The organism is Arthrobacter sp. LFS091, from assembly GCF_047977885.1.
Lineage (GTDB): Bacteria > Actinomycetota > Actinomycetes > Actinomycetales > Micrococcaceae > Arthrobacter.
On sequence record NZ_JBFPFP010000004.1, the window covers coordinates 440,213 to 464,221 of the forward strand.

At 64.0% G+C, this 24,009-nt stretch carries 19 protein-coding genes; 12 read left to right on the plus strand and 7 right to left on the minus strand.

Annotated elements, in window-relative coordinates; genetic code table 11:
* The first annotated feature begins 138 nt into the window (after positions 1-138).
* From alr to ACNQOP_RS10185, 3 genes are read left to right on the plus strand one after another with little or no spacing between them, the layout of a single operon-like run.
* The gene (alr, locus tag ACNQOP_RS10175) at positions 139-1,371 is read left to right on the plus strand and encodes an alanine racemase (RefSeq protein ID WP_416404380.1); all 1,233 of its coding nucleotides are present in this window, start codon (positions 139-141) and stop codon (positions 1,369-1,371) included.
* Positions 1,361-2,968: a PucR family transcriptional regulator ligand-binding domain-containing protein gene (locus ACNQOP_RS10180; RefSeq protein ID WP_416404381.1), complete on the plus strand. Its 1,608-nt coding sequence runs from the start codon at positions 1,361-1,363 to the stop codon at positions 2,966-2,968. The genes alr and ACNQOP_RS10180 overlap by 11 nt, the downstream gene beginning before the upstream one ends.
* 10 nt (positions 2,969-2,978) lie before the next feature.
* Positions 2,979-3,179: a hypothetical protein gene (locus ACNQOP_RS10185; RefSeq protein WP_257368752.1), complete on the plus strand. Its 201-nt coding sequence runs from the start codon at positions 2,979-2,981 to the stop codon at positions 3,177-3,179.
* Positions 3,180-3,216: 37 nt separating this feature from the next.
* Here the strand turns inward: ACNQOP_RS10185 and ACNQOP_RS10190 are convergent, their stop codons facing one another.
* Positions 3,217-4,059 (minus strand): carbon-nitrogen hydrolase family protein, encoded by an 843-nt coding sequence (locus tag ACNQOP_RS10190; protein ID WP_284986083.1) that lies wholly within the window; start codon positions 4,057-4,059, stop codon positions 3,217-3,219.
* Positions 4,060-4,388: 329 nt separating this feature from the next.
* On the opposite strand from ACNQOP_RS10190, the gene ACNQOP_RS10195 reads away from it, so the two are divergent.
* From ACNQOP_RS10195 to ACNQOP_RS10220, 6 genes are all read left to right on the plus strand, one after another.
* Positions 4,389-5,579, plus strand: coding sequence for an ROK family transcriptional regulator (locus tag ACNQOP_RS10195; protein ID WP_235519187.1), 1,191 nt, complete (start codon positions 4,389-4,391; stop codon positions 5,577-5,579).
* A gap of 130 nt (positions 5,580-5,709) precedes the next feature.
* A complete protein-coding gene (gene mmsA, locus ACNQOP_RS10200) occupies positions 5,710-7,266 on the plus strand; it encodes a multiple monosaccharide ABC transporter ATP-binding protein (RefSeq protein WP_284986081.1) in 1,557 nt (518 codons plus the stop codon).
* Positions 7,267-7,311: 45 nt separating this feature from the next.
* The gene (gene mmsB / locus ACNQOP_RS10205; protein WP_284986080.1) at positions 7,312-8,580 is read left to right on the plus strand and encodes a multiple monosaccharide ABC transporter permease; all 1,269 of its coding nucleotides are present in this window, start codon (positions 7,312-7,314) and stop codon (positions 8,578-8,580) included.
* Positions 8,581-8,633: 53 nt separating this feature from the next.
* Entirely contained in the window at positions 8,634-9,731 is a 1,098-nt protein-coding gene (locus tag ACNQOP_RS10210) for a sugar-binding protein (RefSeq protein WP_257368758.1), read from the plus strand.
* Positions 9,732-9,922: 191 nt separating this feature from the next.
* Entirely contained in the window at positions 9,923-11,395 is a 1,473-nt protein-coding gene (locus ACNQOP_RS10215) for an ABC transporter permease (RefSeq protein ID WP_416404382.1), read from the plus strand.
* 2 nt (positions 11,396-11,397) lie between these two features.
* Positions 11,398-12,090, plus strand: coding sequence for an ABC transporter ATP-binding protein (locus ACNQOP_RS10220; RefSeq protein ID WP_416404383.1), 693 nt, complete (start codon positions 11,398-11,400; stop codon positions 12,088-12,090).
* Here ACNQOP_RS10220 and ACNQOP_RS10225 read toward each other — a convergent pair.
* The 3 genes from ACNQOP_RS10225 to ACNQOP_RS10235 are packed head-to-tail and all read right to left on the minus strand — an operon-like array spanning position 12,068 to position 15,056.
* Positions 12,068-13,249 (minus strand): ABC transporter permease, encoded by a 1,182-nt coding sequence (locus tag ACNQOP_RS10225; protein ID WP_416404384.1) that lies wholly within the window; start codon positions 13,247-13,249, stop codon positions 12,068-12,070. The genes ACNQOP_RS10220 and ACNQOP_RS10225 overlap by 23 nt on opposite strands.
* The gene (locus tag ACNQOP_RS10230) at positions 13,246-13,968 is read right to left on the minus strand and encodes an ABC transporter ATP-binding protein (protein ID WP_416404385.1); all 723 of its coding nucleotides are present in this window, start codon (positions 13,966-13,968) and stop codon (positions 13,246-13,248) included. Before ACNQOP_RS10230 ends, ACNQOP_RS10225 begins: the two co-directional genes overlap by 4 nt.
* 5 nt (positions 13,969-13,973) lie before the next feature.
* A complete protein-coding gene (locus ACNQOP_RS10235) occupies positions 13,974-15,056 on the minus strand; it encodes a hypothetical protein (RefSeq protein ID WP_416404386.1) in 1,083 nt (360 codons plus the stop codon).
* Between the two features lie 303 nt (positions 15,057-15,359).
* On the opposite strand from ACNQOP_RS10235, the gene ACNQOP_RS10240 reads away from it, so the two are divergent.
* Positions 15,360-16,430, plus strand: a complete 1,071-nt coding sequence (locus ACNQOP_RS10240) for a Gfo/Idh/MocA family protein (RefSeq protein ID WP_416404387.1) — start codon at positions 15,360-15,362, stop codon at positions 16,428-16,430.
* Positions 16,431-16,551: 121 nt separating this feature from the next.
* Here ACNQOP_RS10240 and ACNQOP_RS10245 read toward each other — a convergent pair whose 3' ends face one another.
* Positions 16,552-16,989, minus strand: a complete 438-nt coding sequence (locus ACNQOP_RS10245) for a DoxX family protein (RefSeq protein ID WP_416404388.1) — start codon at positions 16,987-16,989, stop codon at positions 16,552-16,554.
* Between the two features lie 170 nt (positions 16,990-17,159).
* On the opposite strand from ACNQOP_RS10245, the gene ACNQOP_RS10250 reads away from it, so the two are divergent.
* The gene (locus ACNQOP_RS10250) at positions 17,160-18,269 is read left to right on the plus strand and encodes an FAD-dependent oxidoreductase (RefSeq protein WP_416404389.1); all 1,110 of its coding nucleotides are present in this window, start codon (positions 17,160-17,162) and stop codon (positions 18,267-18,269) included.
* Positions 18,270-18,343: 74 nt separating this feature from the next.
* Here ACNQOP_RS10250 and ACNQOP_RS10255 read toward each other — a convergent pair whose 3' ends face one another.
* Positions 18,344-20,563, minus strand: coding sequence for an NADP-dependent isocitrate dehydrogenase (locus tag ACNQOP_RS10255; RefSeq protein WP_284986072.1), 2,220 nt, complete (start codon positions 20,561-20,563; stop codon positions 18,344-18,346).
* A 216-nt stretch (positions 20,564-20,779) separates the two neighbouring features.
* Here ACNQOP_RS10255 and ACNQOP_RS10260 point away from each other — a divergent pair, with 216 nt between their 5' ends.
* Positions 20,780-21,883, plus strand: a complete 1,104-nt coding sequence (locus tag ACNQOP_RS10260) for a trypsin-like serine peptidase (protein ID WP_416404399.1) — start codon at positions 20,780-20,782, stop codon at positions 21,881-21,883.
* 99 nt (positions 21,884-21,982) lie between these two features.
* On the opposite strand, the gene purH is transcribed toward ACNQOP_RS10260, so the two are convergent.
* The gene (gene purH, locus ACNQOP_RS10265; RefSeq protein ID WP_416404390.1) at positions 21,983-23,653 is read right to left on the minus strand and encodes a bifunctional phosphoribosylaminoimidazolecarboxamide formyltransferase/IMP cyclohydrolase; all 1,671 of its coding nucleotides are present in this window, start codon (positions 23,651-23,653) and stop codon (positions 21,983-21,985) included.
* Positions 23,654-24,009: the final 356 nt, after the last annotated feature.

Below are 24,009 nucleotides of genomic sequence, written 5' to 3' on the forward strand. Positions count from 1 at the left end.
TCACCGCCGCTTCGTTTTCGGTGTTCACAGGCACGGTCACCCTTGACGTCCCTTCAAAGTAGTTTCGATTTCCCCTCCACAAGACTGGCATGTGAGCCACCTCTCACTGCGGTGCAAAATGACCTATAGTGTTCAACCATGAGACGTAATGCACATTATCAAGGGGCAGCCCCGGCCGCCCTTTCCGGACAGGTCACCGTAGATCTGTCCGCAATTTCAGACAATGTCCGGTCCTTGAAAGAGCGCAGCGAAGCGCCCTATTTCATGGCCGTCGTGAAGGGCAATGCCTATGGTCACGGACTCGTGGAAGTGGCCCGCGAAGCCATTGCGGCGGGCGCGGACTGGCTGGGAACCGCCCAGCTCACCGAAGCCATCGCGCTACGGCAAGCAGGAGTCACCGTCCCCATCCTTTCCTGGCTCTATCTGGCATCCCAGACAAGCGCCACCATTCTTGAAGCCCTCGAAAACGACATTGATGTTTCGCTTGGAAGCGTCGGCCAACTGGAGGTGCTGGTAGGCATCGCTGGACGCCTTGGCCGGCCCGCCGTCGTGCATTTGGAGCTGGACAGCGGCCTTAGCCGCGGTGGCGCGCGCAAGGAGGATTGGGCCGAACTGGTAGCCCGGGCACGGGAGGCCGAACTCGACGGGACTCTGCGGGTTCGAGGCCTCTGGACCCACCTGGCCTGGGCCGATGTTCCCGCGCACCCCGGTAACGCCACCGCCGTCGCAGAGTTCGAAGATGCGGTCCGTCAGGCCCGGGAAGCCGGACTCACCCCCGATCTCCGGCACGTGTCCAGCTCCGCCAACATCCTGGACCGGCCCGAATTCCACTTCGACATGGTCCGGGCAGGACTGGCAATCTACGGCCTCGCCCCCGCCGATCACCTGGACCCGGCAGACTTCGGGCTGCGACCCGCACTCAGCGTCACCGCCCCGTTGGTGATGGTCAAAAAAGTCCCGGCCGGCACCGGCGTGAGCTACGAACACCAGGCCATCACCTACGAACCCCGCTACCTCGGACTGATCCCGCTCGGCTACGCGGACGGCATCCCCAAAGGCATCAGCGGGCGCTCGGTGGTGAATATCGCAGGCCGCGCCGTACCGGTGATCGGCAAGGTCTGCATGGACCAGTTCATGGTCGACCTGGGCCCGGACGCCACGGGAATCGACGTCGGTGATACAGCTGTGCTGTTCGGGGACCCTGCCTGCGGGGCGGCGAGCGCCGACGATTGGGGCGCCGCAATCGGCAGCCACGGGGACGAAATCATCAACAGGATCGCCCCTCGCCTGCCGCGGGCCTACGCCACAGCCGCTTACCAGTGCCCCGACTACCAGGAGCCGGCAGCCGCCGGGCCGGGCAATGTCGCCTGAGCCCGCCACCGCCCGACTGAGTTTCGTCACGCTGGAACAGTTCGTGGAGCAACTGCCGCCGGAGTTGAAAATGCTTCACGACGGCGGCAGCGGCTCCTCGCTGCTGCGATGGGTGGAACCGAGTGAGCTGGAGGACCCCACGCCCTACCTGCCCGAGGGCGAGTTCCTCCTGACCGCCGGGCTGCCTTTCCTTGGGGAGGGCGGCTCGGCGGAGAAGGTTGACGCCTACGTCCAGCGGCTGGTGGTAGCGAAGGTGGCGGCACTCGGATTCGGGATCAGGCCCTATTTCGACGGCGTCCCTGACGTGCTGCTGGACGCTTGCCGCAGGCGCAACCTCACCCTGTTCGAGGTGCCCGAATCCGTGCCCTTTGCGGCGATCGGCTTGGAGTTCTCGCAGCTCCTGGAAAGCGACAACGCACGGGTGTTCCGCCATCTGGCCGACACCAACCGCCAACTCATGCGGGCAGTCCTCTCCCCCAGGCCCGAACACGAACTGCTCGCCGCACTCGTGCAGCGGGTGCCGGTGTGGGCCGTGCTGGTGGGCGCGGACGGACGGGTCCGGGCGCGCGGGCACAATGCCGGCGGCAGCACCGGCGTCGAACATTCCCTCCTGGAACCGATGCTGGGCAGGTTGCTGTCCGGGAGCGGGCCGCGCGTGGAGATGGACGGCTTCGACCAGCCGGGGTCGGCACTGGTGTTCGGGCATCCGCTGCGCAGCACCAAGGACGCGAACCTGGGTGCCTTGATCCTCGGCTCGGACACGCCCCTGACCCCTGCCCAGAACAACGTAGTGCAAGCTGCGGTGGGGTTGCTGGAGCTGCTGGTGAGGCAGCGGACCAGCGGCTCCCTTGCACCCAGCCAATTGGCCACGGCGGTCCTCCTGCACCCGGAATCGCTGGCCACGGGCGGGACCAAACATATCAACGGTTTGAAGGACCTGCTTGCGCAGAGCCTGTCCTCCACGCGATCCTCGCAGATACGGGTTGTGCAGGGGGTCCGGGTGGACGGCGCGGCGGATGAAGGGCCCGTGCGGGAGCTGCTGCAATGGAGGCGGCTGTTCGACACCAAACTCGTGGAGATTACCGACTATGGTTTCGCGGCCATCACCCGGCTGCGCGTTGACGATTCCTTGCTGGCAGATGTCGAGAAACTCGGTTGGCGGCTGGTGATCGGAGAGCTAACGGAACTGACCGGGCTCACGGCAGCGTACCAGCGGGCAAGCTCGTTGCGGAGCCGTGTCGTGACAAGCGGTGTAAGTGCCCGCGTGGATGAGATTTCGTGGACCGTGGCTGGTCTCTTGGGTCGTGATGCGGGAACCATGTTGGCGTCACGGCTGTTGTCTCCCGTGCTGTCGCTGGAGCCGGACCGCAGGGACCCGCTGTTGAGCGTCCTGCGCGGCTGGCTCAGTGAAAATGGCAGCTGGGACGGTTCGGCCAAACTCCTGGGACTGCACCGCAACAGCGTGCGTCGCCAGATCGGCGTCCTCGGGGAACTCCTGGAGATGGACCTCAACCAGGCACAGGTACGGGCCGAGTTGTGGTTTGCGCTGCAGTACGTGGACGATCTCCTGACAGCGGGCGCCACCGCTTCAGATTAGGCTCAACCCTATGGAAACCTTGGCTGTCATAGCGGTGCCGATCGCCCTTGCCCTCGGCGTCGTTTGGAGAAGCTTCCGCCAAAAGAGGAAGGCGAAGGACAAGCCACCCGCCCACAGGGGGACGTTCCAATCCCAGCGTGGCCGGGTTTACCGGGACGGCGGTACGTACAGGAACGCCAACCCGAGTGACGGCACGGGCGGGGGCTATTAGTCCGCGCGGCTGCACTGAGGGTGGATAGCGGACAGCGTTAGTTGCCGCGTTCCCAGCTGCCATAAAGGTCCGGCCGTCGTTCGCGCAGGTATGGGACTTCGTCCCGTGCCGCCTTAACGGCTTCCGTGCCCACCTCGGCGAACAGCAGCGTCGCGGACTCCCCCGCGGCGGCAAGCAACGAGCCGTCCGGTCCGGCCACCACGCTGCCGCCCAGGAAGTTGTACACGTCCTCGTGTCCGGAGTGGTTGGCGTAGGCCACGTTGAGCTGGCTTTCCAAAGCGCGGGCCCGGATGAGGACCTGCGGGACGTTCTCGAATCCGGCGGACAGGGCCGTGGGCACGAGCAGAAGCTCGGCACCCCTGGTTGCCGCGGCCCTGACGGCTTCCGGGAATTCGACGTCGTAGCAGATCAGCATCGACGTCCGGATTCCATTGAAATCCACGACGGCGGGAGGTTCTTGGGCGCCGACGAACGCCTTGTGTTCATCCTGGCCAAAAAGGTGGACCTTGGCGTAGTTGAGGACCTCTGAGCCGGTTGCGTCCAGCAAAGTAGCCGTGATGTTCCAGGCGCCATGAGCTGCAGGCGACTCTGCGCCGTCGTGCGTTTCCTGGCCCGACGCTACGGCAGGAAGGCTGTAGACCAAGCCAATGCCGTGGGACTGCGCAATCGACACCAGCCGTGCGCGGATGCCTGGCAGCGTGGCGGGATCAAGTTCAGCATGGAGCCGCAGTGGTGCGTATCCAACGGGAAACAGCTCCGGCGTGAGGAGCAGCCCGGCACCGGCGTGGGCGGCTCGCTGCGCGGCGTCGTCGATAGTGCGCAGGTTCGCCTCGACATCCATGACGGAAGCGTTGGCCTGCAGGACGGATAGCAGCATCATTACCACCTAGGTTTTCGCTAAATCCCGGAGGCTCATCTCAAGGCCGGGAAGTTTCTTGATTCAAGCCTAGGCCGGGACCCGTCCTGATGACTGAGGCAATTGGACCCGGACACTTCCAAAATGGGACGCATTGCCCGCTCCCGTCGCGTTGTGAGGCCCGCTCTGCACGGTATGGCGCGCACTAACCCTGCAAACCGGGCCCCGCAACGCATAGAGAGCTTCACAAGGGGTACATAGCAATTGCTCTTGTGTTGGAGTATCTCGGTGAAAGTTGACTCACTGTGTTCACTTCTTGACTACAAGGATGCTTGTGGGGCAATCTTCTTGTCATGCCCGCTACACAGCGCTCAACGAAGAGCCACCCTCGAAAACCCGGCTCGCAGTCGGCGCTCCGCCACCTTAATCAACAGCGCATCATCGAGTGCTTGCTGAGCGGGCCATCCACGCAGGCAGAGCTCTCGCGTCAGACCGGGCTCTCAACGGCAACGGTGTCCAACATCGTCAAAATCATGCAGGACGCCGGCTTGGTCTCGACGGAACCCACCACCAGTTCCGGCCGCAGAGCCACCAACGTGAGGCTGAACAGCAACGGTGCGGTCGCCGTCGGAATCGACTTTGGGCGCCGCCACCTTCGGGTGGTCCTGGCGTCACTGGGCTATCACGTCATTGCCGAGGATTACATCGAACTGCCGCTGGGTCACCAGGCAGAGGAAGGCATCGAAGCGGCCGTCCAACTGCTGGAAAAACTGCTCCGCGAAAACGGTATCGACCGCACTGCCGTGGTGGGAGCGGGCGCCGGCATTCCAGGACCAATCGACCGGCGCACAGGCACCGTGGCCCAAGGTGCCATCCTGCCTGAGTGGGTGGGCATCGACATCCTCCACCGGCTGGAGGAAGCACTCAATTGCCCCGTATTCGTTGATAACGACGCGAACTTGGGCGCGCTGTCCGAAGTGACATGGGGACCGCACAGCGGCGTCTCCAACCTGATGTTCCTCAAGATCGGATCCGGCATCGGCGCGGGCCTGATCCTCAATGGATTTCCCTATTACGGCAATGTGGGAATCACCGGGGAGATCGGCCACGCAACCATCCACGAGCATGGACTGGTGTGTCGGTGCGGGAACAGGGGTTGCCTCGAAACGATCGCCTCCACAACCACCATGATCGAGTTGCTGGGGCGTGGGCAAGAGTCGCTACTGACACCCCAGGATATTGTCCGCAATTGCCTCGCCGGGGACTCCGCGACGCAGCGGGTGGTGGACGACGCCGGGCTGGCGGTCGGCCGCGCTTTGGGCAACGTATCCAACCTGATCAACCCGGAGGTGATCGTGGTGGGTGGTCCTCTCGCGGGGCTCGGTGACCTGCTGCTGGACCCTATCCGCCGCGGACTGGTCAGGCACGCAGTGCCCGTTGTGGGCGAGACGACACACCTGGCCATGTCCTCGCTGGGGGCACGTGCAGAGGCACTCGGAGCGGCCGCTTTGGTGTTCCAACACGCGGGTATTACTGGCAGGTAACGAAATCGTTAGCTGGATGATGCGTTCAAGTCTTGACGACAAGCCGGGTGATCCAGTTTACTTTTTCATCAGACAGCTCCGCCGTTTGCGGGGCCGACAACGAAGTCATGCATTGGAGGCGTAAGGGCTGATGACATCCCTCGACACGCAAGGTGATCCCATCCTTTTGGAGATGCGTTCGATCACGAAGGAATTCCCGGGCGTGAAGGCATTGTCCAATGTGAGCCTCCGGGTGATGGCTGGCGAAATCCACGCCATCTGTGGTGAAAACGGAGCAGGGAAATCCACCCTCATGAAGGTCCTCTCCGGCGTTTACCCTTACGGGAGCTACACGGGCGACATCGTGTACCAAGCCGAGACGCAGCAGTTCAAGGACATCCGTGCCAGCGAGGCCGCAGGCATCGTGATCATCCACCAGGAACTGGCATTGATCCCGGAACTGTCCATCATGGAGAACATCTTCCTGGGCAACGAGCCCACCAAGTGGGGCGTCATTGACTGGGCAGAAGCCCGCAAGCGTTCCCTGGAGCTGCTGGCCCGCGTCGGCCTGCGGGACGACCCCGATACCCCCATCAAGGAAATCGGCGTCGGCAAGCAGCAGCTCGTGGAAATCGCTAAAGCGCTGAACAAGTCGGTAAAGCTCCTGATCCTGGACGAACCAACGGCGGCGCTGAACGAATCCGACTCACAGCACCTGCTCGACTTGATCCTTGGCCTGAAGGGCAAGGGCGTCACCTCGATCATCATTTCCCACAAGCTCAACGAGATCGAACAGATCGCCGATGAGATCACCATCATCCGCGACGGCAAGTCGATCGAGACTTTGAACGTCAAACGCGACGGCGTGGACGAAGACCGCATCATCAAGGGCATGGTGGGCAGGACGCTCGAGTCCCGCTTCCCGGACCACGAGCCCAAGATCGGCGAAGTCTTCTTCGAGGTCAAGGACTGGACCGTGGGCCACCCGCAGATCCAGGACCGCCTGGTCTGCAAGGGCTCCAACTTCTACGTACGGCGCGGCGAGATTGTCGGCTTCGCCGGCCTGATGGGTGCGGGGCGGACCGAACTGGCCCGTTCCCTGTTCGGTCACTCCTACGGCCGCTTCATCAAGGGCCAGGTCTATAAGGACGGCAAGCCGGTGAACCTCCGCAGCGTCAAGCAGGCGATCGACGCTGGACTCGGTTACGTCACCGAGGACCGCAAGTCCCTGGGCCTGAACCTGTTGGATGACATCAAGACCACCACTGTGGCAGCGGCGCTGGACAAGATCAGCAACTACTCGGTGGTGGATACCCGCAAGGAGTTCTCCGTCGCGGAGGAATACCGCAAGTCACTGCGCACCAAGACCCCCTCGGTTGAGGAAGGCGTAGCCAAGCTTTCCGGTGGTAACCAGCAAAAGGTGGTGCTGGCCAAATGGATGTTCACCGATCCGGACCTCCTGATCCTGGACGAACCCACCCGCGGAATCGACGTGGGCGCCAAGTACGAGATTTACGGCATCATCCAGAGGCTCGCGAACCAAGGCAAGGGAGTGATTGTCATTTCCTCGGAGCTTCCTGAGCTCCTGGGCCTGTCCGACCGTATCTACACCATCTTCGAAGGCGCCATCACAGGCGTCCTGGACAAGAACGAAGCAGACCAGGAAAGCCTCATGAAACTCATGACTTCCGCCCGCAAGACCGCCTGACCCGTTGGCCCAGACTTACCCCTTCCTGACACAAGGACCAAAACAATGAACGCGCTCAAGAAGCTATTTGGTGGCAATACCCGCCAGTTCGGCATGATCTTCGCCCTGGTGGCACTTATCGTCTTCTTCCAGATCTTCACCGAGGGACGCACGCTCACCCCCGGCAACGTGATCAACCTGTTCAACGGCAACTCCTACATCCTGATTCTGGCCATCGGCATGGTGCTGGTCATCATCGCCGGCCACATTGATCTTTCTGTGGGCTCGGTAGCCGCTTTCGTGGGCGTCTTCGTGGCTCTCGCGATGCGGGACTGGGGATTCCCCTGGTGGGTCGGGGTGCTCTTCGGCCTGTTCCTGGGCGCGGTGATCGGTGCCTGGCAAGGGTTCTGGGTGGCCTACGTGGGCATACCTGCCTTCATCGTGACACTGGCCGGCATGCTGCTTTTCCGTGGCTTCAACCAGTTCGTGGGCAAGTCCAACACCATTCCCGTTCCCAAGGAATTCCAGTTCATCGGCTCCGGGTACCTTCCCGAGATCGGGCCGAACACCGGCTTCAACAACCTCACATTGCTTATTGGCCTGGTAGCAGTCGCTTTCGTGATCATCATGTCCCTGCGTGCCCGCGCCGCCGCCAAGGCCCTTGGCGCCGAAGTTCCGGAGCTCTGGGTTGAGGTCACCAAGCTGGTCCTGATCTGTGGCGCCATCCTTTACGCAACGTACCTGTTCGCCACCGGCCGTCCCGGCACCTCCTTCCCCATCCCCGGCCTGATCCTGGCTGTCCTGGTCCTCATCTACGGCTTCATCGCCGACAAGACGGTCCTCGGCCGCCACGTCTACGCGGTGGGTGGCAACCGCCACGCAGCGGAACTGTCCGGTGTGCAGTCCAAGAAGGTCAACTTCATGGTCATGATGAACATGTCCATCCTTGCTGGCCTGGCCGGCATGATCTTCGTAGCCCGCTCTACCGCATCGGGTCCGTTCGACGGCGTCGGTTGGGAACTGGATGCCATCGCCGCAGTCTTCATCGGTGGCGCTGCCGTCACCGGTGGAGTTGGTACGGTTATCGGCTCGATCGTCGGTGGCCTGGTGATGGCTGTCCTGAACAACGGCCTCCAGCTCCTCGGCGTTGGCGCCGACCTCACCCAGATCATCAAGGGCCTGGTGCTCCTGGCCGCCGTGGCCTTCGATGTCTACAACAAGTCCCAGGGCAAGCGCTCCATCACCGGACTGTTGATGAAGAACTTCCAGCGCAACAACGAGCTCAAGCCCGAAGAAGCCACCTCCACCAAAGAGGTCATTTCCAAGGAAGCCTGACAGGTTTCCGCACGACTCGCTCCACCCCACCCACACAGAAAGTGAACCAAGATATGCGAATGTTTGGTAAAGCAGGAAAGGCAGCAGCAGTCGCTGCCATCGCGGCACTGGCGCTGACGGCCTGCGGCCGCACTGACAGCGGCTCAAGCAGCAGCACAGCTGGCGGGGAAGCGTTCCCCAAGGACTCGCTGATCGGCGTCGCACTTCCGCAGAAGACCAGTGAGAACTGGGTCCTGGCGGAGAAGCTGTTCAACGACGGCCTCACCGGCGCCGGCTTCAAGGCCGACGTCCAGTTCGCCAACGGCGGCGTGTCCGAGCAGCAGAACCAGATCAGTGCCATGGTCACCAAGGGTGCCAAGGTGATCATTGTGGGTGCCATCGATGGTGCCCAGCTGGGTACGCAGCTCAAGCAGGCCAAGGATTCCGGCGCAACGGTCATCGCTTACGACCGCCTGCTCCTGAACACCGAGAACGTGGACTACTACGTGGCCTACGACAACTTCAAGGTTGGTGTCCTCCAGGGCCAGGCCCTGTTGGACGGCATGAAGGCCAAGAAGCCGTCCGGCCCGTACAACATTGAGCTCTTCGCCGGTTCCCCCGACGACGCCAACGCCAAGGTCTTCTTCGACGGCGCCATGAGCGTCCTGAAGCCGAAGATGGACGACGGCACCCTGAAGGTAGTTTCCGGCCAGACCTCGTTCGAGCAGGCTGTTACCCAGGGCTGGAAGGCTGAAAACGCCCAGCGTCGCGCTGACACGCTGCTCACCGGCAGCTACGGCACCGCTTCACTGGACGGCGTCCTGTCCCCGAACGACACCCTGGCCCGTGCAGTGCTGACGTCCGTCAAGGCCGCCGGCAAGCCGCTCCCCGTTGTCACCGGCCAGGACTCCGAAGTTGAGTCCGTCAAGTCGATCATGGCCGGCGAGCAGTACTCCACCATCAACAAGGACACCCGCAAGCTCGTTGAGCACGCCATCACCATGGTGAAGGACCTCCAGGCAGGCAAGCAGCTGGAGATCAACGACAAGGACTCCTACAACAACGGGGTCAAGACCGTTCCGGCATTCCTCCTGCCGCCACAGATCGTGACCAAGGAGAACGTCAAGACGGCTTACGTTGACGATCCGGTATTGGGCCCGATCACCAAGTAACACCTCTTTACAGCAAGCCCGGTCCGCCAAACAGGCGGGCCGGGCTTTTGCTTTGGCAACACGCTTTGCCAACACGCTTTCACAGCCCACACATAGCTTCGGCTGGTGCGCCGCACAGCAGTGCTCAGCAATGTTGGACCTGCGGCCCGCGCCTGAGCGGGCCGGACAATCTGCAGGTCCAGAGGAGAAACGTGAGCGTCCTTGCCCGAAGCGTAGGCAATGCCTTCCGCAACAAGATCAGAACGGCGGCGGTTGTTGCCGTCCTGGCCGTAGCCATCGGCTTGGCTTTGGCCATGCTCGTGGCCAACCAGGCCGTGGGTGCCAAGGTCCAGGAGCTGAACGCCTCCGTGGGGACCACCCTGACCGTCAACCCCGCAGGCGGCCAGGGCTTCGAAGGCGGCGGCGAACCGCTCACGACGACGGAAGCCCAGACCGTGGCCTCGGTGGCCAACGTCACGTCCGTGGTGGGAACCAAGGCGCTGCGGCTCCAAACCGCGAGCACGACGACGGGAAGCACCGGTGCGACCACCGGCACCACCCAGCAGGCCGGCCCGGGTGGCGGATTTGGTCCGGGCGGGCAGCAGGCGACGGTGAGCACCAACCTGACGGCCGCCGTCGACGCCGGAACTCTTGGCAACCGCAACAGCTCCACCGGAACAACAGGCTCTACCGGTTCCACCACCCAGCCGACACGCACCTTGCCCATCACCGCAACAGGGACCGGCGCCGAGGTGGACAGCACGGGTAAGGCACTGAACATCACCAGCGGTACCGGCCTGGGCGACTACACCGCGGCCGAAGCCAAAGCCCTGGTGGGCAGCTCGCTTGCCGAGAAGAACAACCTCACCGTGGGCTCAACCTTCACCGTCCAGGACAAAACGTTCACGGTAGCTGGCATCTTCGACGCAGGAACCACGTTCGGCAACAACGCCGTCTACGTGACACTGCCCGAAGCCCAGGCCCTTGCCGCCACCCCGGATGAACTCTCCACCATGATCGTCACGGTCAACAGCATGGAGAACGTGGACAGCACCAAGACCGCCGTCCAAAACGCACTGGGCGCGGACAAAGCCGACGTCACCCAGGGCCAGCGCAACCTCGAAACAGCCGTCAGCTCCCTGAACAGCGTCAAGAACATCTCACTGATCGCTTTCATCGCCGCACTGGCCACAGCTGGCATCATCATCCTGCTCATCATGGTACTGCTGGTCCGCGAACGCCGCCGCGAGATCGGCGTCCTCAAGGCGATCGGCGCCCCGAACCGCACCATCGGCCTGCAATTTGTGCTGGAGTCCCTGGTGCTCGTGGCCCTCGGCAGCGTAGTGGGTGCCGTCATTGCCTCCGTTGCCAGCGGCGGCATCGCTTCGGCGCTGATCAGTTCCAACACCACCACGACGGCGGCCACCAGGACCCAGCGGGGTGGCGGCCTGGCCGGGGCCGTACCGAACGGTTCACTACCCGGTGGTGGCGGCTTCCAGGGTGGTGGTCAGGGAGGTCCATTCGGCGGCGCTTCCCAACTGCTGACGTCCGTTACGGCCAGCGTCTCCCCCGGCGTCCTCGCTGCAGGCATCGCAGCCGTGTTCGCTGTAGCCATCATCGGCGCCCTGGTACCCGCGCTGCTGACTGCACGTATCCGCCCGATCGAAGTACTCCGAGGAGAATAGCCGTGATTGTAGTCAAGGATTTGGTCCGTCAGTTCAAGTCCGGCGACCGGACCATCAAGCCGGTCAACGGCGTCAGCTTTGAACTCGGGAAGGGTTCGCTCGCATCCATCGTCGGCAAGAGCGGCAGTGGCAAAAGCACGCTGTTGTCCCTCCTCGGCGCGCTGGACAAGCCCACTTCGGGAGACGTCGTCGTGGATGGCGTCAGCCTGGCGGGCCTGCCGGACGGCAAACTGACCGAATACCGGCGCCGGGACATCGGCTTCGTGTTCCAGCAGTTCAACCTGATCCCCAACCTCAGCGCCGTGGACAACGTGATGCTGCCCATGGAGTTCGCCGGTGTCCGCAAGTCGGCCCGTTTTCAGCGGGCCAAAGAGCTCTTGGAGCAGGTTCAACTGGATCCGGAAAAGCACGCGCGCAGGACCAACCGGCTCTCGGGCGGCGAGCAGCAGCGGGTGGCCATAGCCCGTGCGCTGGCCAACGAACCCAAGCTGATCCTCGCTGATGAGCCCACCGGAAACCTGGACGAGCAGACCGGTGAGCACATCATCGAGCTGCTCAGCTCGCTGAGCCGCGACCACAACACCACCATCCTGGTGGTCACCCACGACCGCAGCCTGGCCCAGAAAACCGAACGCTGCTTCCGCCTTCAGCAAGGCCGGCTCACGGAGGAGGTCAGAAGCGGATTGCGTCGATAACCTTGACGCGCACCGCCACCAGGGCGGGGATTGCTCCGGCGAGCGCACCCACCAGGACGGCGGCACCGAAGCCCAGAAGGGCCGCGTCGACGGGGAAGGCCGGATATTCAGTGAGTCCCGGAGCCACCTTAGATTCGATCCAGGGGTGTTTGACCACCGCGACGGCGAGCATCACTCCGGCGATGCCCGCCACCGCGGTGGCCACCACGGACTCCATCATGACGCCCACGAAGATGCGGCCCGAGGTCGCTCCGAAGCTCCGCCGGATGCCGATTTCCCGCACCCGATAGCGCACGGTGACCATGGAGATGTTCAGCATGCCGACCGCCCCGAGGAGCAGCACCAGCCCGGCAACTCCGCCCACCACCAACTGCACGGGAGCAAGCGGGTCGCCCCAGGCCGCGTAGTCGACACGGTTGGCTTGGGCGTAGTAGCCGGGGAATTGTCCTTGCAGGTCTGCGGTGATCGCGGCCATGAGGACATCAGCCTGCTCCTCGCCCACCCACAGTTTGAACTCCGACATTTGCGGTTTCATCCCCGTCACGGCCGCACCCTCGGTGAGGATGAACGCAGCCGGAGGCATGTCCGGAAAAACGTCCGGCACCACGCCGATGATCACGGCCGTTGCCGGCTGGTCACCTGGAATGGTGACTGTGGGGTGGGTTGTCAGGTTGGGCCTGCCCGCTTGGTTGTAGAACGCTTCGGAAACCACGACGGCGGGGGCCAGCCTTTGGCCGTCGTCGGCAGCGAACCAGCTTCCCTGCAGAAGCGGTACGCGGTGGATGGTGCCGTATCCGATGTCCACGATGGTCATGCTCACCGGGGTCACTCCGCGGGGAAACTGAAAACCCGCCTGGGTCTGGCCCATGTGGGTGGAGGTAGTGATGCCGTAGCGCTGCTGGATCCCTTGGTACACCTTCTCGATCTTCTCCGGGTCCGGAGGGGTGGGGCCGTTGACGCTGAGGGCCAGCGTGGCAACACGTCCCCCGTTGCGCTCCGACTGCACTTTGTAGCCTTCGCGGGCCAGGTTTCCCACGCCCACTACGGAGGTCAGGGCAGCCACGGACAGGGCAACGCCCATGAGCGCCAACAGAATTCTCACCTTGTTGATCCGGAGTTCCTGCCAGGCTTCCACCAACGTGGAGATCACGCCCGTCATGCGGACACCCCCGTGTCGGCGAGCGCGAGCGGGCTGAGGACCCCGGAATCCAGGCGGTAACAAGCCCGGGCCAGCGCTGCCACGTTGGTGTCGTGGGTAATGGTGACCAGGGCCGCGGCGGTTTCCGTGGCGACAGTATCCAGCAGCGCCATGACCGACTGGCCGGTCTCAACGTCCAGGGCGCCTGTCGGCTCGTCGGCAAGGATGAGCCGGGGCCGGCGGACCAAGGCCCGCGCGATGGCAACGCGCTGCTGCTCACCGCCGGAGAGCATATTGGGCATGGTGTTGGCCCGCGCCGCGAGGCCCACCCGGTCCAACATATCCATGGCCAGTTCCCTTCGACGCCAGAACTCCCGGCCTTTGGCGTAAAACAGCGGGGTGATCACGTTGTCCAACGCGCTGCGTCCCGGTAACAGGTTGAATTGCTGGAAGACGAAGCCCACGGTGGATCCGCGGAGGCGGGCGCGGGCGTTGTTGCCCAGCCTGTCAGCGGGCTGGCCCAGAAACTCCAGCTCCCCCGACGTCGGAACGTCCAACAGGCCCAAAAGGTTGAGCAGGGTGGATTTGCCGCACCCTGAACGGCCCACAATCGCTGTGTGGTCTCCGCTGTGGACCTCCAGGTCGATGCCTTTGAGGATGTGAAGTTGTTGTTCGTCCGGCAAGGTGACGGACCGGGTGACCGAGCGGAGGCTGACGAGTGTTTCCTTGGGTTGCTCCATTGCCGCTAACCCGCCGGGGCTACGGCAACCTGTCCAGGACCCATGGGCCCTGGGACAGCCGGCGCGCCGGGTACGAATTCAAGGACCTGCTCGCCTTCGGCCAGGCCAGACGTCACTTCCACCACGGAGCCATCATTAAGGCCCAATTGGACCGTGCGCTGCTCGGGTGCGGCCGCTGCCCCACCCGGCCCCGCGATCCAGACGATCCCGTCCTTCACGCTTCCCTTCACCGACGTCAACGGAACGGTCACCACATCCGGTGCGACGCCCGCACTGACCGTCATGGTGGCTCCCAAACCAGGGAAGACCTGCTGGCCCGACGGGACGGGGCAGCTCAACGTTCCTGTGGGGCTGCCGCCTTCTTCCGGTTGGCTCGGCGCCCCCGGGCCGGCAACAGCCATGCCCACGCCCATTCCAGCACCTCCACCGCTGGCGACAGAACCGCCGGAGCCGGTGCCGCCGTCGTCGGACGCGTTGTTCTTGAGCGTCACTTCGGTGCACTGGAACGGCGCCGGGCCGCCCACCAGGGCGATTTCTGCCGGACCGGGCTTGCCGAGCAGCCGGTACTGCTGGGCGGCGGTAACTGAACCCGCCACAGTGTAGGTTCCGGGATCGATCTTGCCCACGGGCTCACCAACGGTCACTTGCTGGTCAACGAGTGTGGAGAGTGACTGCAGGGTTCCTGCGCTGGGGGCAAGGATGTCGAAGTAGTCGTAGACAGGCTTCGGCGGGGTCCCGTCCTTGGACGGTGCGCCGGTGACAGCGCGCTCGGCCTTGACCTGGAACAGCGCGTCACCCCTGGCAACGGTGGCACCCTGATCAACGAAGACCTTGATGACTTTTCCGGCCGAGGTGCTGCGGACGGTTGCGGCTGCGTCGCTCTGGACGGTGCCCTTGATCTGGACGGTGTTGGTGACCGTGGCCCGTGTGGCCGGGACCACCGGAATGTCCACTTGGGCCAGCGGTGCCGGCTCCGATGCCGCTGACTCCATGCCATCGACAAAAGCGATCTTGACCAAGGCCACCGCGATAACCGCGAATATGGCCAACCAGGCAACCGGCAAAATGACGCGCCGAAAAATACCCATCCCTGCTCCATTTCGGTAACTCCCCACAGAACCTCTGCGAGGGATGATGGCCTAAGCCTAGGCGAGGAAACCGCGGCTCCGGGCATTCGTGTGACTTGACAGAAGGCTTACCGTGTCGCGGCCTGTTCCCTGCGGGCGCACCCGTTGCCGCCGGGCGCACCCCACGTTCCCGGCGGCCGCACCCGTTCCCGCCCCGTGCACCGGAGGTTCCGGGAGCGAGGGGCGCGAAAGGGTGCGCACCGCAGCGGCTTGACCGCCAACCCTTGCGCCGAATGACTTGTGACAAATGAGAGGATGGCACTCATGACCCTCCCCATCGCCAGGCCGTGGCTGTTCGAGCAAACCAACCAGGATCCCCGGGCAGCGACCGGACGGCCGTTGCGGTGGGGTGTGGTGTCCACCGGCAACATCGCCAAAAGCGTGTCCCAGGACCTGGCGCTGCTGGAAGACGCGGAACTCTACGCCGTTAGTTCACGGACCCAAAAGGCAGCGGATGCTTTCGCCAGTGCACTCGGCTTCGCCAAGGGTTACGGGGACGACGGCGGTGTTCCCGGCTACCAGCGGATGTTCGCCGACCCCGCGGTGGACGTGGTGTACATCGGCACTCCGCATGCCCAGCACTTCCAGATCGCCTCCGCCGCACTGCGGTCCGGCAAACACGTCCTCTGCGAGAAGGCCCTGACCATCAACGCCCGCGAAGCGTCGGAACTAGTGAAGCTGGCCAAGGAAAACAAGGTGTTTTTCATGGAGGCCGTGTGGAGCCGGTTCCTGCCCAGCATGCAGCGCGCGTTCGAGATCGCCGGTTCAGGTGAGCTTGGGAGCATCCAGTGGGTCAGCGCAGATCTGGGTTTCCCGGCGCCCTACGACCCCACCGCCCGGATCTGGGCTTTGAACGATGGCGGCGGGGCGCTCCTGGACATTACCGTCTATCCCCTGCTCTGGGCGCTGGGAACCCTTGGCTTCCCACAGTCTGTCACTGCCATCGGATCACTGAACGAGGACGGCGTGGACACCCAGAACGCACTGACACTCGGGTACGCCGACGGTGCGCAGGCCCAGCTGACGTCGTCCTTGATGGCGCACGGGCCTCGGACTGCCACGGTTGCCGGCGGGTTGGGCTTCCTGCAAACGGTCGGGTCGGTGAACAACCCCCGCGAACTGCTCATCAGGGTTGGCTGGGACGAGCCCCGGCGCGAGCACTTCGACGTGGTGGGCATCGGCTACACGTACGAACTCCGCGAAGTGACGCGATGCGTCCAGCAAGGCCTCACCGAGAGTCCCGTGATGCCCTTGGAAGACTCGGTCAACGTGATGCGCTTGTTTGACGGAGTGCGCTCACAGCTGGGTATCCGGTACCCGAACGACGCACGGTGAGTGCCGCCGCCGTGAGGGGTTAGCTCTCGGGGGCTTTGGCATGGGGTTCAAGCGCCGGGACGTCGCCCCTCGACGAGTGCCGCCGGCGTGATTTAACCCAGGTGGGCTAACGTCACGTGCGCTAGCGACCGCGAGCCGGCTGGCGCGCCAGTTTGCGGTCCAACGACAGTGCTCCGGGACCCAGGAACACGAACGCTACCGAGATCGCGAAATAGATAATCAGGAGCTCGGCCGTCACGCCGGACGCGTCGGTCAGCAGCGGTTTGCCCGCCTCCGTCACGAACCAGATCGAGGCGAAAAGGATCGCTGCGAGGAACCCGGCCACCCGGGTCAGCGCACCCAGGACCAGCAGCGTGCCAAGGCCGAGTTCGCCGGCGATGACCAACCAGGCGATGAGTTCGGGCTTTTGGACACCCATGGCGGCCACGGACGCGGCGAAAGCTGCGTGTCCGGCCATGAGCTTCTGGAGGCCGTGGACCACCATGAGCGCACCGAACACCACGCGCAGGATGGAGACACCGCGGGAGGAGGACTGGGGAGAGGGGTGAAGGAATTTCACCGTCCCAATCTTCCACGTCCGCGGGTCAGGCGCCAACCAGGGCCTGCATCAGGGCGTTCCCAACGCGCAGAACGACGCGAACCGTCACTTGGTCGGGCGCTTGGGGGCAGAATGGGAGGTGGCCCTGTTCGGGGCCGCGTTTCAAGAGGGCCACGGTGGATGGAGCAGGCATGGAAGTTGATGTTGTAGTCGTTGGTGGAGGAGCCATGGGATCGGCTGCCGCGTGGCAACTCTCCCGGTCCGGACGCTCAGTGGTCCTCCTGGAACGGTTCGAGGCCGGCCACCACATCGGCGCATCCCATGGCGCAACCCGCAACTTCAACACCGCCTACGCCGAGGCCGACTACCTCGACCTCCTGGCTGAGTCCAAGACCCTCTGGGACGAACTCGCCGCAGAGCACGGCGCACCCCTGCTGGACCTGGTGGGGCTGGCGAACCACGGCAACATCCCCAAGCTGGAAAAGGTCCGCGAAGCCCACCAGGAACGCGGCATCGAGAGCTACTTCATTTCCGCGGACGACGCCGCCAATCGCTGGCAGGGCATGAACTTCGCCACCGACGTTCTCTTCGTGCCAGGTTCCGGACGGATCCGCTCAGCAGATGCCCTGGTGGCGCTCCGGAACAGTGCCGAGGCCCGGGGAGCCATTTTCAAATACTCGACGCCGGTGCGGGACATCCGCGTGGACGGCGCGGAATCTGTGGTCGTGGTGACCGAGGAAACCGAGTACAGAGCCAAACGGGTGGTGGTCACGGCCGGGGCGTGGACCCCCAAAGTCCTGAACGGCCTCGCCAAGCTTCCGTCCCTGGTGGTCACGCAGGAGCAACCTGCCCATTTCACCCCTACGGACAACACCCTGGTGTGGCCCAGCTTCAACCACAGCCCGGACCCCGACCCCAACAACGAACTCTACGAATACTGGTTCAGCCCCGTGTACGGCATGCTCACGCCCGGCGAAGGCGTCAAAGCGGGCTGGCATGGCGTTGGCCCCGTCATGGACCCCGATGAGCGCACGTTCGAACCCATCCCCCAGCAGCTCGAAGCCTTGGTGCGGTACGCAGAAGAGTGGCTTCCCGGCGTCGACCCCTCCACTGCGGTTCCCATCAGCTGCACCTACACCACCACCCCCACCGAAGACTTCGTGCTGGACAGTTTCGGGCCGGTGGTGGTGGGCGCCGGTTTCTCGGGCCACGGCTTCAAGTTCACACCTGCCATTGGCCGGGTGCTGAAGGACATCGTCGACGGCGGCACCGCACCCGCCAGGTTCCACGCCGACCGCTAAGCCGACCTCCAACCGGGGCACGAACGCAAAAAAGACCCCGCAAGCTTGACGCTTGCGGGGTCTTTTCGCGTGGCTTAGCCCAGGGTCGAGAGAACCTTGTTGAACGTCGCCGACGGGCGCATGATCTCAGCGGCCTTGGCAGCGTCCGGACGGTAGTAACCGCCCAGGTCGACGCCGTGACCCTGCACTGCGGCGAGCTCGCCAACGATGGTGTCCTCGTTGGAGGTCAGGGCTTCAGCGATTGCTGCGAAGTCCTTGGCCAGCTCTGCGTCTTCGGTCTGCTTGGCCAGTTCCTGGGCCCAGTACGTGGCCAGGTAGTAGTGGCTGCCGCGGTTGTCCAGCTCGCCGACGCTGCGGCGCGGGGACTTGTTTTCCAGCAGGAACGTACCCGTTGCGCGGTCCAGCGTGTCAGCCAGGACCTGTGCGCGGGCGTTGTCCGTGGTGGTGGCAAGGTGCTCGAAGCTCACGGCCAGGGCAAGGAACTCCCCCAGGCTGTCCCAACGAAGGTGGTTTTCCTTGACCAACTGTTGGACGTGCTTCGGAGCGGAGCCACCGGCACCGGTCTCGAACAGGCCGCCACCGTTGATCAGCGGAACGATGGAGAGCATCTTGGCACTGGTACCGAGCTCGAGGATGGGGAACAGGTCCGTGAGGTAGTCGCGGAGGACGTTGCCCGTAACGGAGATGGTGTCCTCGCCCTTACGGATGCGCTCCAGGGTGAAGGCCGTGGCCTCAACCGGGGAGAGGATCTCGATCTGCAGGCCTTCGGTGTCGTGTTCCTTGAGGTACTCGTTCACCTTGGCGATCAGGTTGGCGTCGTGCGCGCGGGTCTTGTCCAGCCAGAACACGGCCGGAGTCTGGGACGCGCGGGCACGGGTGACGGCCAGCTTGACCCAGTCGCGGACCGGGATGTCCTTGGTCTGGCAGGCGCGCCAGATGTCGCCCGGAGCAACTTCGTGCTCGATCAGGACCTTGCCGGCGCTGTTGACCAGCTGGACCGTGCCCGGAACCTCGATTTCGAAGGTCTTGTCGTGGCTGCCGTATTCTTCGGCAGCCTGCGCCATGAGGCCCACGTTGGGAACGGTGCCCATGGTGGTGGGATCAAACGCACCGTTGGCGCGGCAGTCGTCCAGGACAACCTGGTAGACACCGGCGTAGGAGCTGTCCGGGAGGACGGCCAGCGTGTCGGCTTCCTTGCCGTCCGGGCCCCACATGTGGCCGGACTGCCGGATCATGGCGGGCATGGAAGCATCCACGATGATGTCGGAAGGGACGTGGAGGCTCGTGATGCCCTTGTCGGAATCCACCATGGCCAGCGCCGGACCGTCTTCGAGGCCCTTGGTGATGGCAGCCTTGACGCCTTCGCGGACGTCTTCCGGAAGGTCTTCGAGACCGTTGAGGATAGCGGCCAGGCCGTTGTTGGGGCTGATGCCAGCTGCGGCGAGCTGCTTGCCGTAGGTCTCGAACAGCTCGGAGAAGTAGGCCTTGACCACGTGGCCGAAGATGATGGGGTCCGAGACCTTCATCATGGTGGCCTTCAGGTGCGCGGAGAAGAGGATGCCCTCTTCCTTGGCGCGGGCAACCTGTGCTTTGAGGAATTCGTCCAAGGCTGCTGCGCGGAGGACTGTGCCGTCAACGATTTCGCCGGCCAGGACCGGGAAGCCCTTCTTCAGGACCTTGACGGAGCCGTCTTCGCGGACGAGCTGGATGGTGAGGGAGTCATCCTTGTCCAGGACCACGGACTTCTCGTTGGAGCGGAAGTCATTCTCGCCCATGGTGGCAACGTTGGTCTTGGAATCTGCGCTCCAGGCACCCATGGAGTGCGGGTTCTGGCGGGCGTAGTTCTTCACCGACAGGGGTGCGCGGCGGTCGGAGTTGCCTTCGCGCAGTACCGGGTTCACGGCGGAGCCCTTGATCTTGTCGTAGCGCGAGCGGATGTCCGTCTCGGTGTCCGAGGAGGGGTTGTCCGGGTAGTCCGGGAGGGCGTAGCCCTGGGCCTGGAGCTCGGCGATGGCAGCCTTGAGCTGCGGCACGGAGGCGCTGATGTTGGGCAGCTTGATGATGTTGGCTTCCGGCTGCTTTGCCAGTTCGCCAAGTTCAGCCAGGGCGTTGCCCGTGCGCTGCTCCTCGGTCAGGAAATCACCGAAGACGGCGATGATGCGGCCGGCCAGCGAAATGTCGCGGGTCTCCACCTCTACACCTGCGGTCGAGGCATACGCTTCCACAATCGGCAGGAATGAGTAGGTTGCCAGCATCGGCGCTTCGTCTGTGTGGGTATAGATAATCTTGGCCATTGGCGGGGTTCTCCCTGAAAGTCTGCAGATTTCAACATCTCCTAACTTACCCGAGTAGGCCGTTTTGGCGGCTCTTCGTGTCCGGGATCACTCCTTTGGTTACCGGCCGGGAAAACGATTTATGCCGGGCGGTGACCTGCCCGCCGCCGCTGCGCACCGCCGTCGTACGCCCCCTCCAGTAGCACGACAAGAAGTGACAGCCAAATATCACAAACTCTGAAACATCTCTTTACAAACTTGTCATACGCGCGATACCTTCGATTCCGTCAGTCGGCGGTCGCCATCACTGGCCGCCTCACTCCCTCGATAGGTAGGAACAACGTGACGAAAACCAAGACCCTGGCCACAAGCCTGCTGAGTCTGTCCGCTGCCGCAATCCTGGCGCTGGTTGGAACCACCAGTGCAAACGCGGCACCGGTGAACACCACAGACTCCAGCGGCGCTTCGGTCAGCAGCCATGCAGCGTCCGACACCGGCGCTGCAGACTACTGGACGCCTGAGCGCATGCAGAACGCCAAGTCCGGCGACATCCTCGGCGTCAAGGCACTGGAACGCGGCAAGCTCCTCAACCTCGGCAAAGCCCAGGTCACCGAAGCCCCGGGCGCTGTCAGCAGCATTCCCGGGCAGCAAGCCACCGGCTCCACCACGATCGACCGCAAGGTCAACCAGAGCGAAACCCCGGTCAAGCACATCGGCAAGATCTTCTTCACCCTCGGTGGCTCCAACTACGTCTGCTCCGGCAACTCCGTGACCGCCGCCAATAAGAGCACGGTGTCCACCGCCGGCCACTGCGTCAACGAAGGACCCGGCGCCTACGCCACCAACTTCGTCTTCGTGCCGGCCTACCTCAACGGCGCAGCACCCTACGGGAAGTGGACGGCAAAGGCGCTGTACTCCCCCACCCAGTGGGCCTCCAACGGCAACATGCAGTACGACACCGCTTTCGCCGTCATGAACACCCTCAACGGCCAGAAGCTCGCAGACGTCGTGGGCTCCTCCGGAGTCCAGTTCAACGCCGCACGCGGCCTGAGCTACAAGTCCTTCGGCTACCCGGCAGCTTCCCCGTTCAACGGCGAATCACTCAAGAGCTGCTCCGGCACTGCCACCAACGATCCCAACAACCCGCAGTTCAACACCCAGGGCATCCCCTGCAACATGACCGGTGGTTCATCAGGCGGTCCGTGGTTCATCGGCAACAGCTCCACCGGCTACCAGAACTCCATCAACAGCTACGGCTACGGCAGTAACTCCACCACCATGTACGGCCCCTACTGGGGCACCGTGATCCAGTCCACCTACAACACCGCGGCGGCTTCGTAACGGTTTCTCAGTAGCACGTCCCTGTTAAGTACGACGGCGGCCGTCCCCTACCGGGGGCGGCCGCCGTTGCGTTGGACTGCTTATAGGGCGCGTGGTCTCCTAGTGGAAGAAGTGGCGTGCGCCGGTGAAGTACATCGTGATGCCCGCGGCGTTGGCTGCGGCGATGACTTCCTCGTCACGGACGGAACCGCCAGGCTGGACCACTGCGCGGACACCTGCCTCGATCAGGATCTCCAGTCCATCGGCGAACGGGAAGAACGCATCGGACGCTGCAACGGCGCCGCGTGCGCGCTCGGGTGCGTCGGCACCGCTGGCGTTGGACGCGCCGCCAGCACCTTCGACGTCGGACTCCACCTGGACGCCAAGCGTGTTGGCGCGTTCGACGGCGAGGCGGCAGGAGTCCAGGCGGTTGACCTGGCCCATGCCGATGCCCACAGCAGCACCGTGGTTGGCAAGGAGGATGGCGTTGGACTTGGCCGCGCGGCACGCGGTCCACGCGAACGCGAGGTCAGCGAGGGTTGCATCGTCAGCAGCTTCGCCGGCAGCGAGCGTCCAGTTGGCGGGGTTGTCGCCGTCGGCGTCTACCTTGTCGGACATCTGGACCAGGACGCCGCCGGAAACCTGGCGCATCTCGGACGGGTAGCGGCCGTAGCCCTCGGGCAGGACGAGCAGGCGGATGTTCTTCTTCTTGGAGAGGATCTCCACGGCCTCGGGCTCGAAGTCCGGGGCGATGACAACCTCCGTGAAGATGTCCGCAACCGTGCGGGCCATGCCGGCGGTGACGGTACGGTTCGCCGCGATCACACCGCCGAAAGCGGAGACGGGGTCGCAGGCGTGGGCCTTGGCGTGTGCGTCGGCGATCGGGTCCGCAGAGTCTGCAGAACCGACGGCGACACCGCAGGGGTTGGCGTGCTTGATGATCGCGACTGCGGGCTCGGCGAAGTCGAACGCAGCGCGGAGGGCTGCATCGGCGTCGACGAAATTGTTGTAGCTCATGGCCTTGCCGTGCAGCTGGTCAGCCTGGGCGATGCCGGCCGGAGCAGCCTTGTCAACGTACAGGGCAGCCTGCTGGTGCGGGTTCTCGCCGTAGCGGAGGACCTCGGAGCGCTCGAGTGCCAGGCCGGCGTATGCGGGCCAGTCGATGATGCCGTCGCCGTCTTCGTCCAGGAACTGGCTGGCGGTCCAGGAAGCAACAGCGTTGTCATAGCTTGCCGTGTGCGCGAAGGCCTTGGCGGCCAGGCGGCGACGGGTGTTCAGGTCGAAACCGCCGTGGGCTGCGGCGTCGACGACAGCACCGTAGAAGTTCGGGTCCGTGACGATGGCGACGGCGGCGTGGTTCTTCGCGGCCGAGCGCACCATGGCGGGGCCTCCGATGTCGATCTGCTCAACAACGTCATCCTGCGCTGCGCCGGACTTCACGGTCTCGACGAACGGGTACAGGTTAACCACCACGAGGTCGAAGGTTTCGATCTCCATGCCGGCCAGGGTGTCCATGTGGGCCGGGACGCGGCGGTCAGCCAGGATGCCGCCGTGCACGCGCGGGTGCAGGGTCTTGACGCGGCCGTCCAGCATTTCCGGGGAGCCGGTGACTTCTTCGACTTCCTTGACCGGGATGCCTGCGGCGGCGATCTTCTTGGCGGTGGATCCGGTGGAGACGATTGCGACGCCTGCTGCGTGCAGGCCCTTCGCGAGCTCCTCCAGTCCCGTCTTGTCATAAACCGAGATCAGTGCACGGCGGATGGGAACACGGTCAAGCTGCGTCAAGCTCACAAAAGTCTCCGTCTTAGTTCGCGTAGATATCGCGGGTGGTGGGATACGGGCAGTTTATCGTGTTTCGTTGGTTGGCTCGTTTTGCGTCTTTGGGGACCCTTGCGTTGCGAGGCCCGCTCTGCGTGCCACTCGCGCCCCTAAGCGCGCACACCAGGCCCCACAAGTTGGGCTTCGCGTTGCGAGGCCCGCTCCGCGCCCCAACACTCGGACCTCACACGCACACCAGGCCCCACAAATCACGCCCCCGCGTTGCGAGGCCCGCTCCGCGCCCCAACACTCGGACCTCACACGCACACCAGGCCCCACAAATCACGCCCCCGCGTTGCGAGGCCCGCTCCGCGCCCCAACACTCGGAC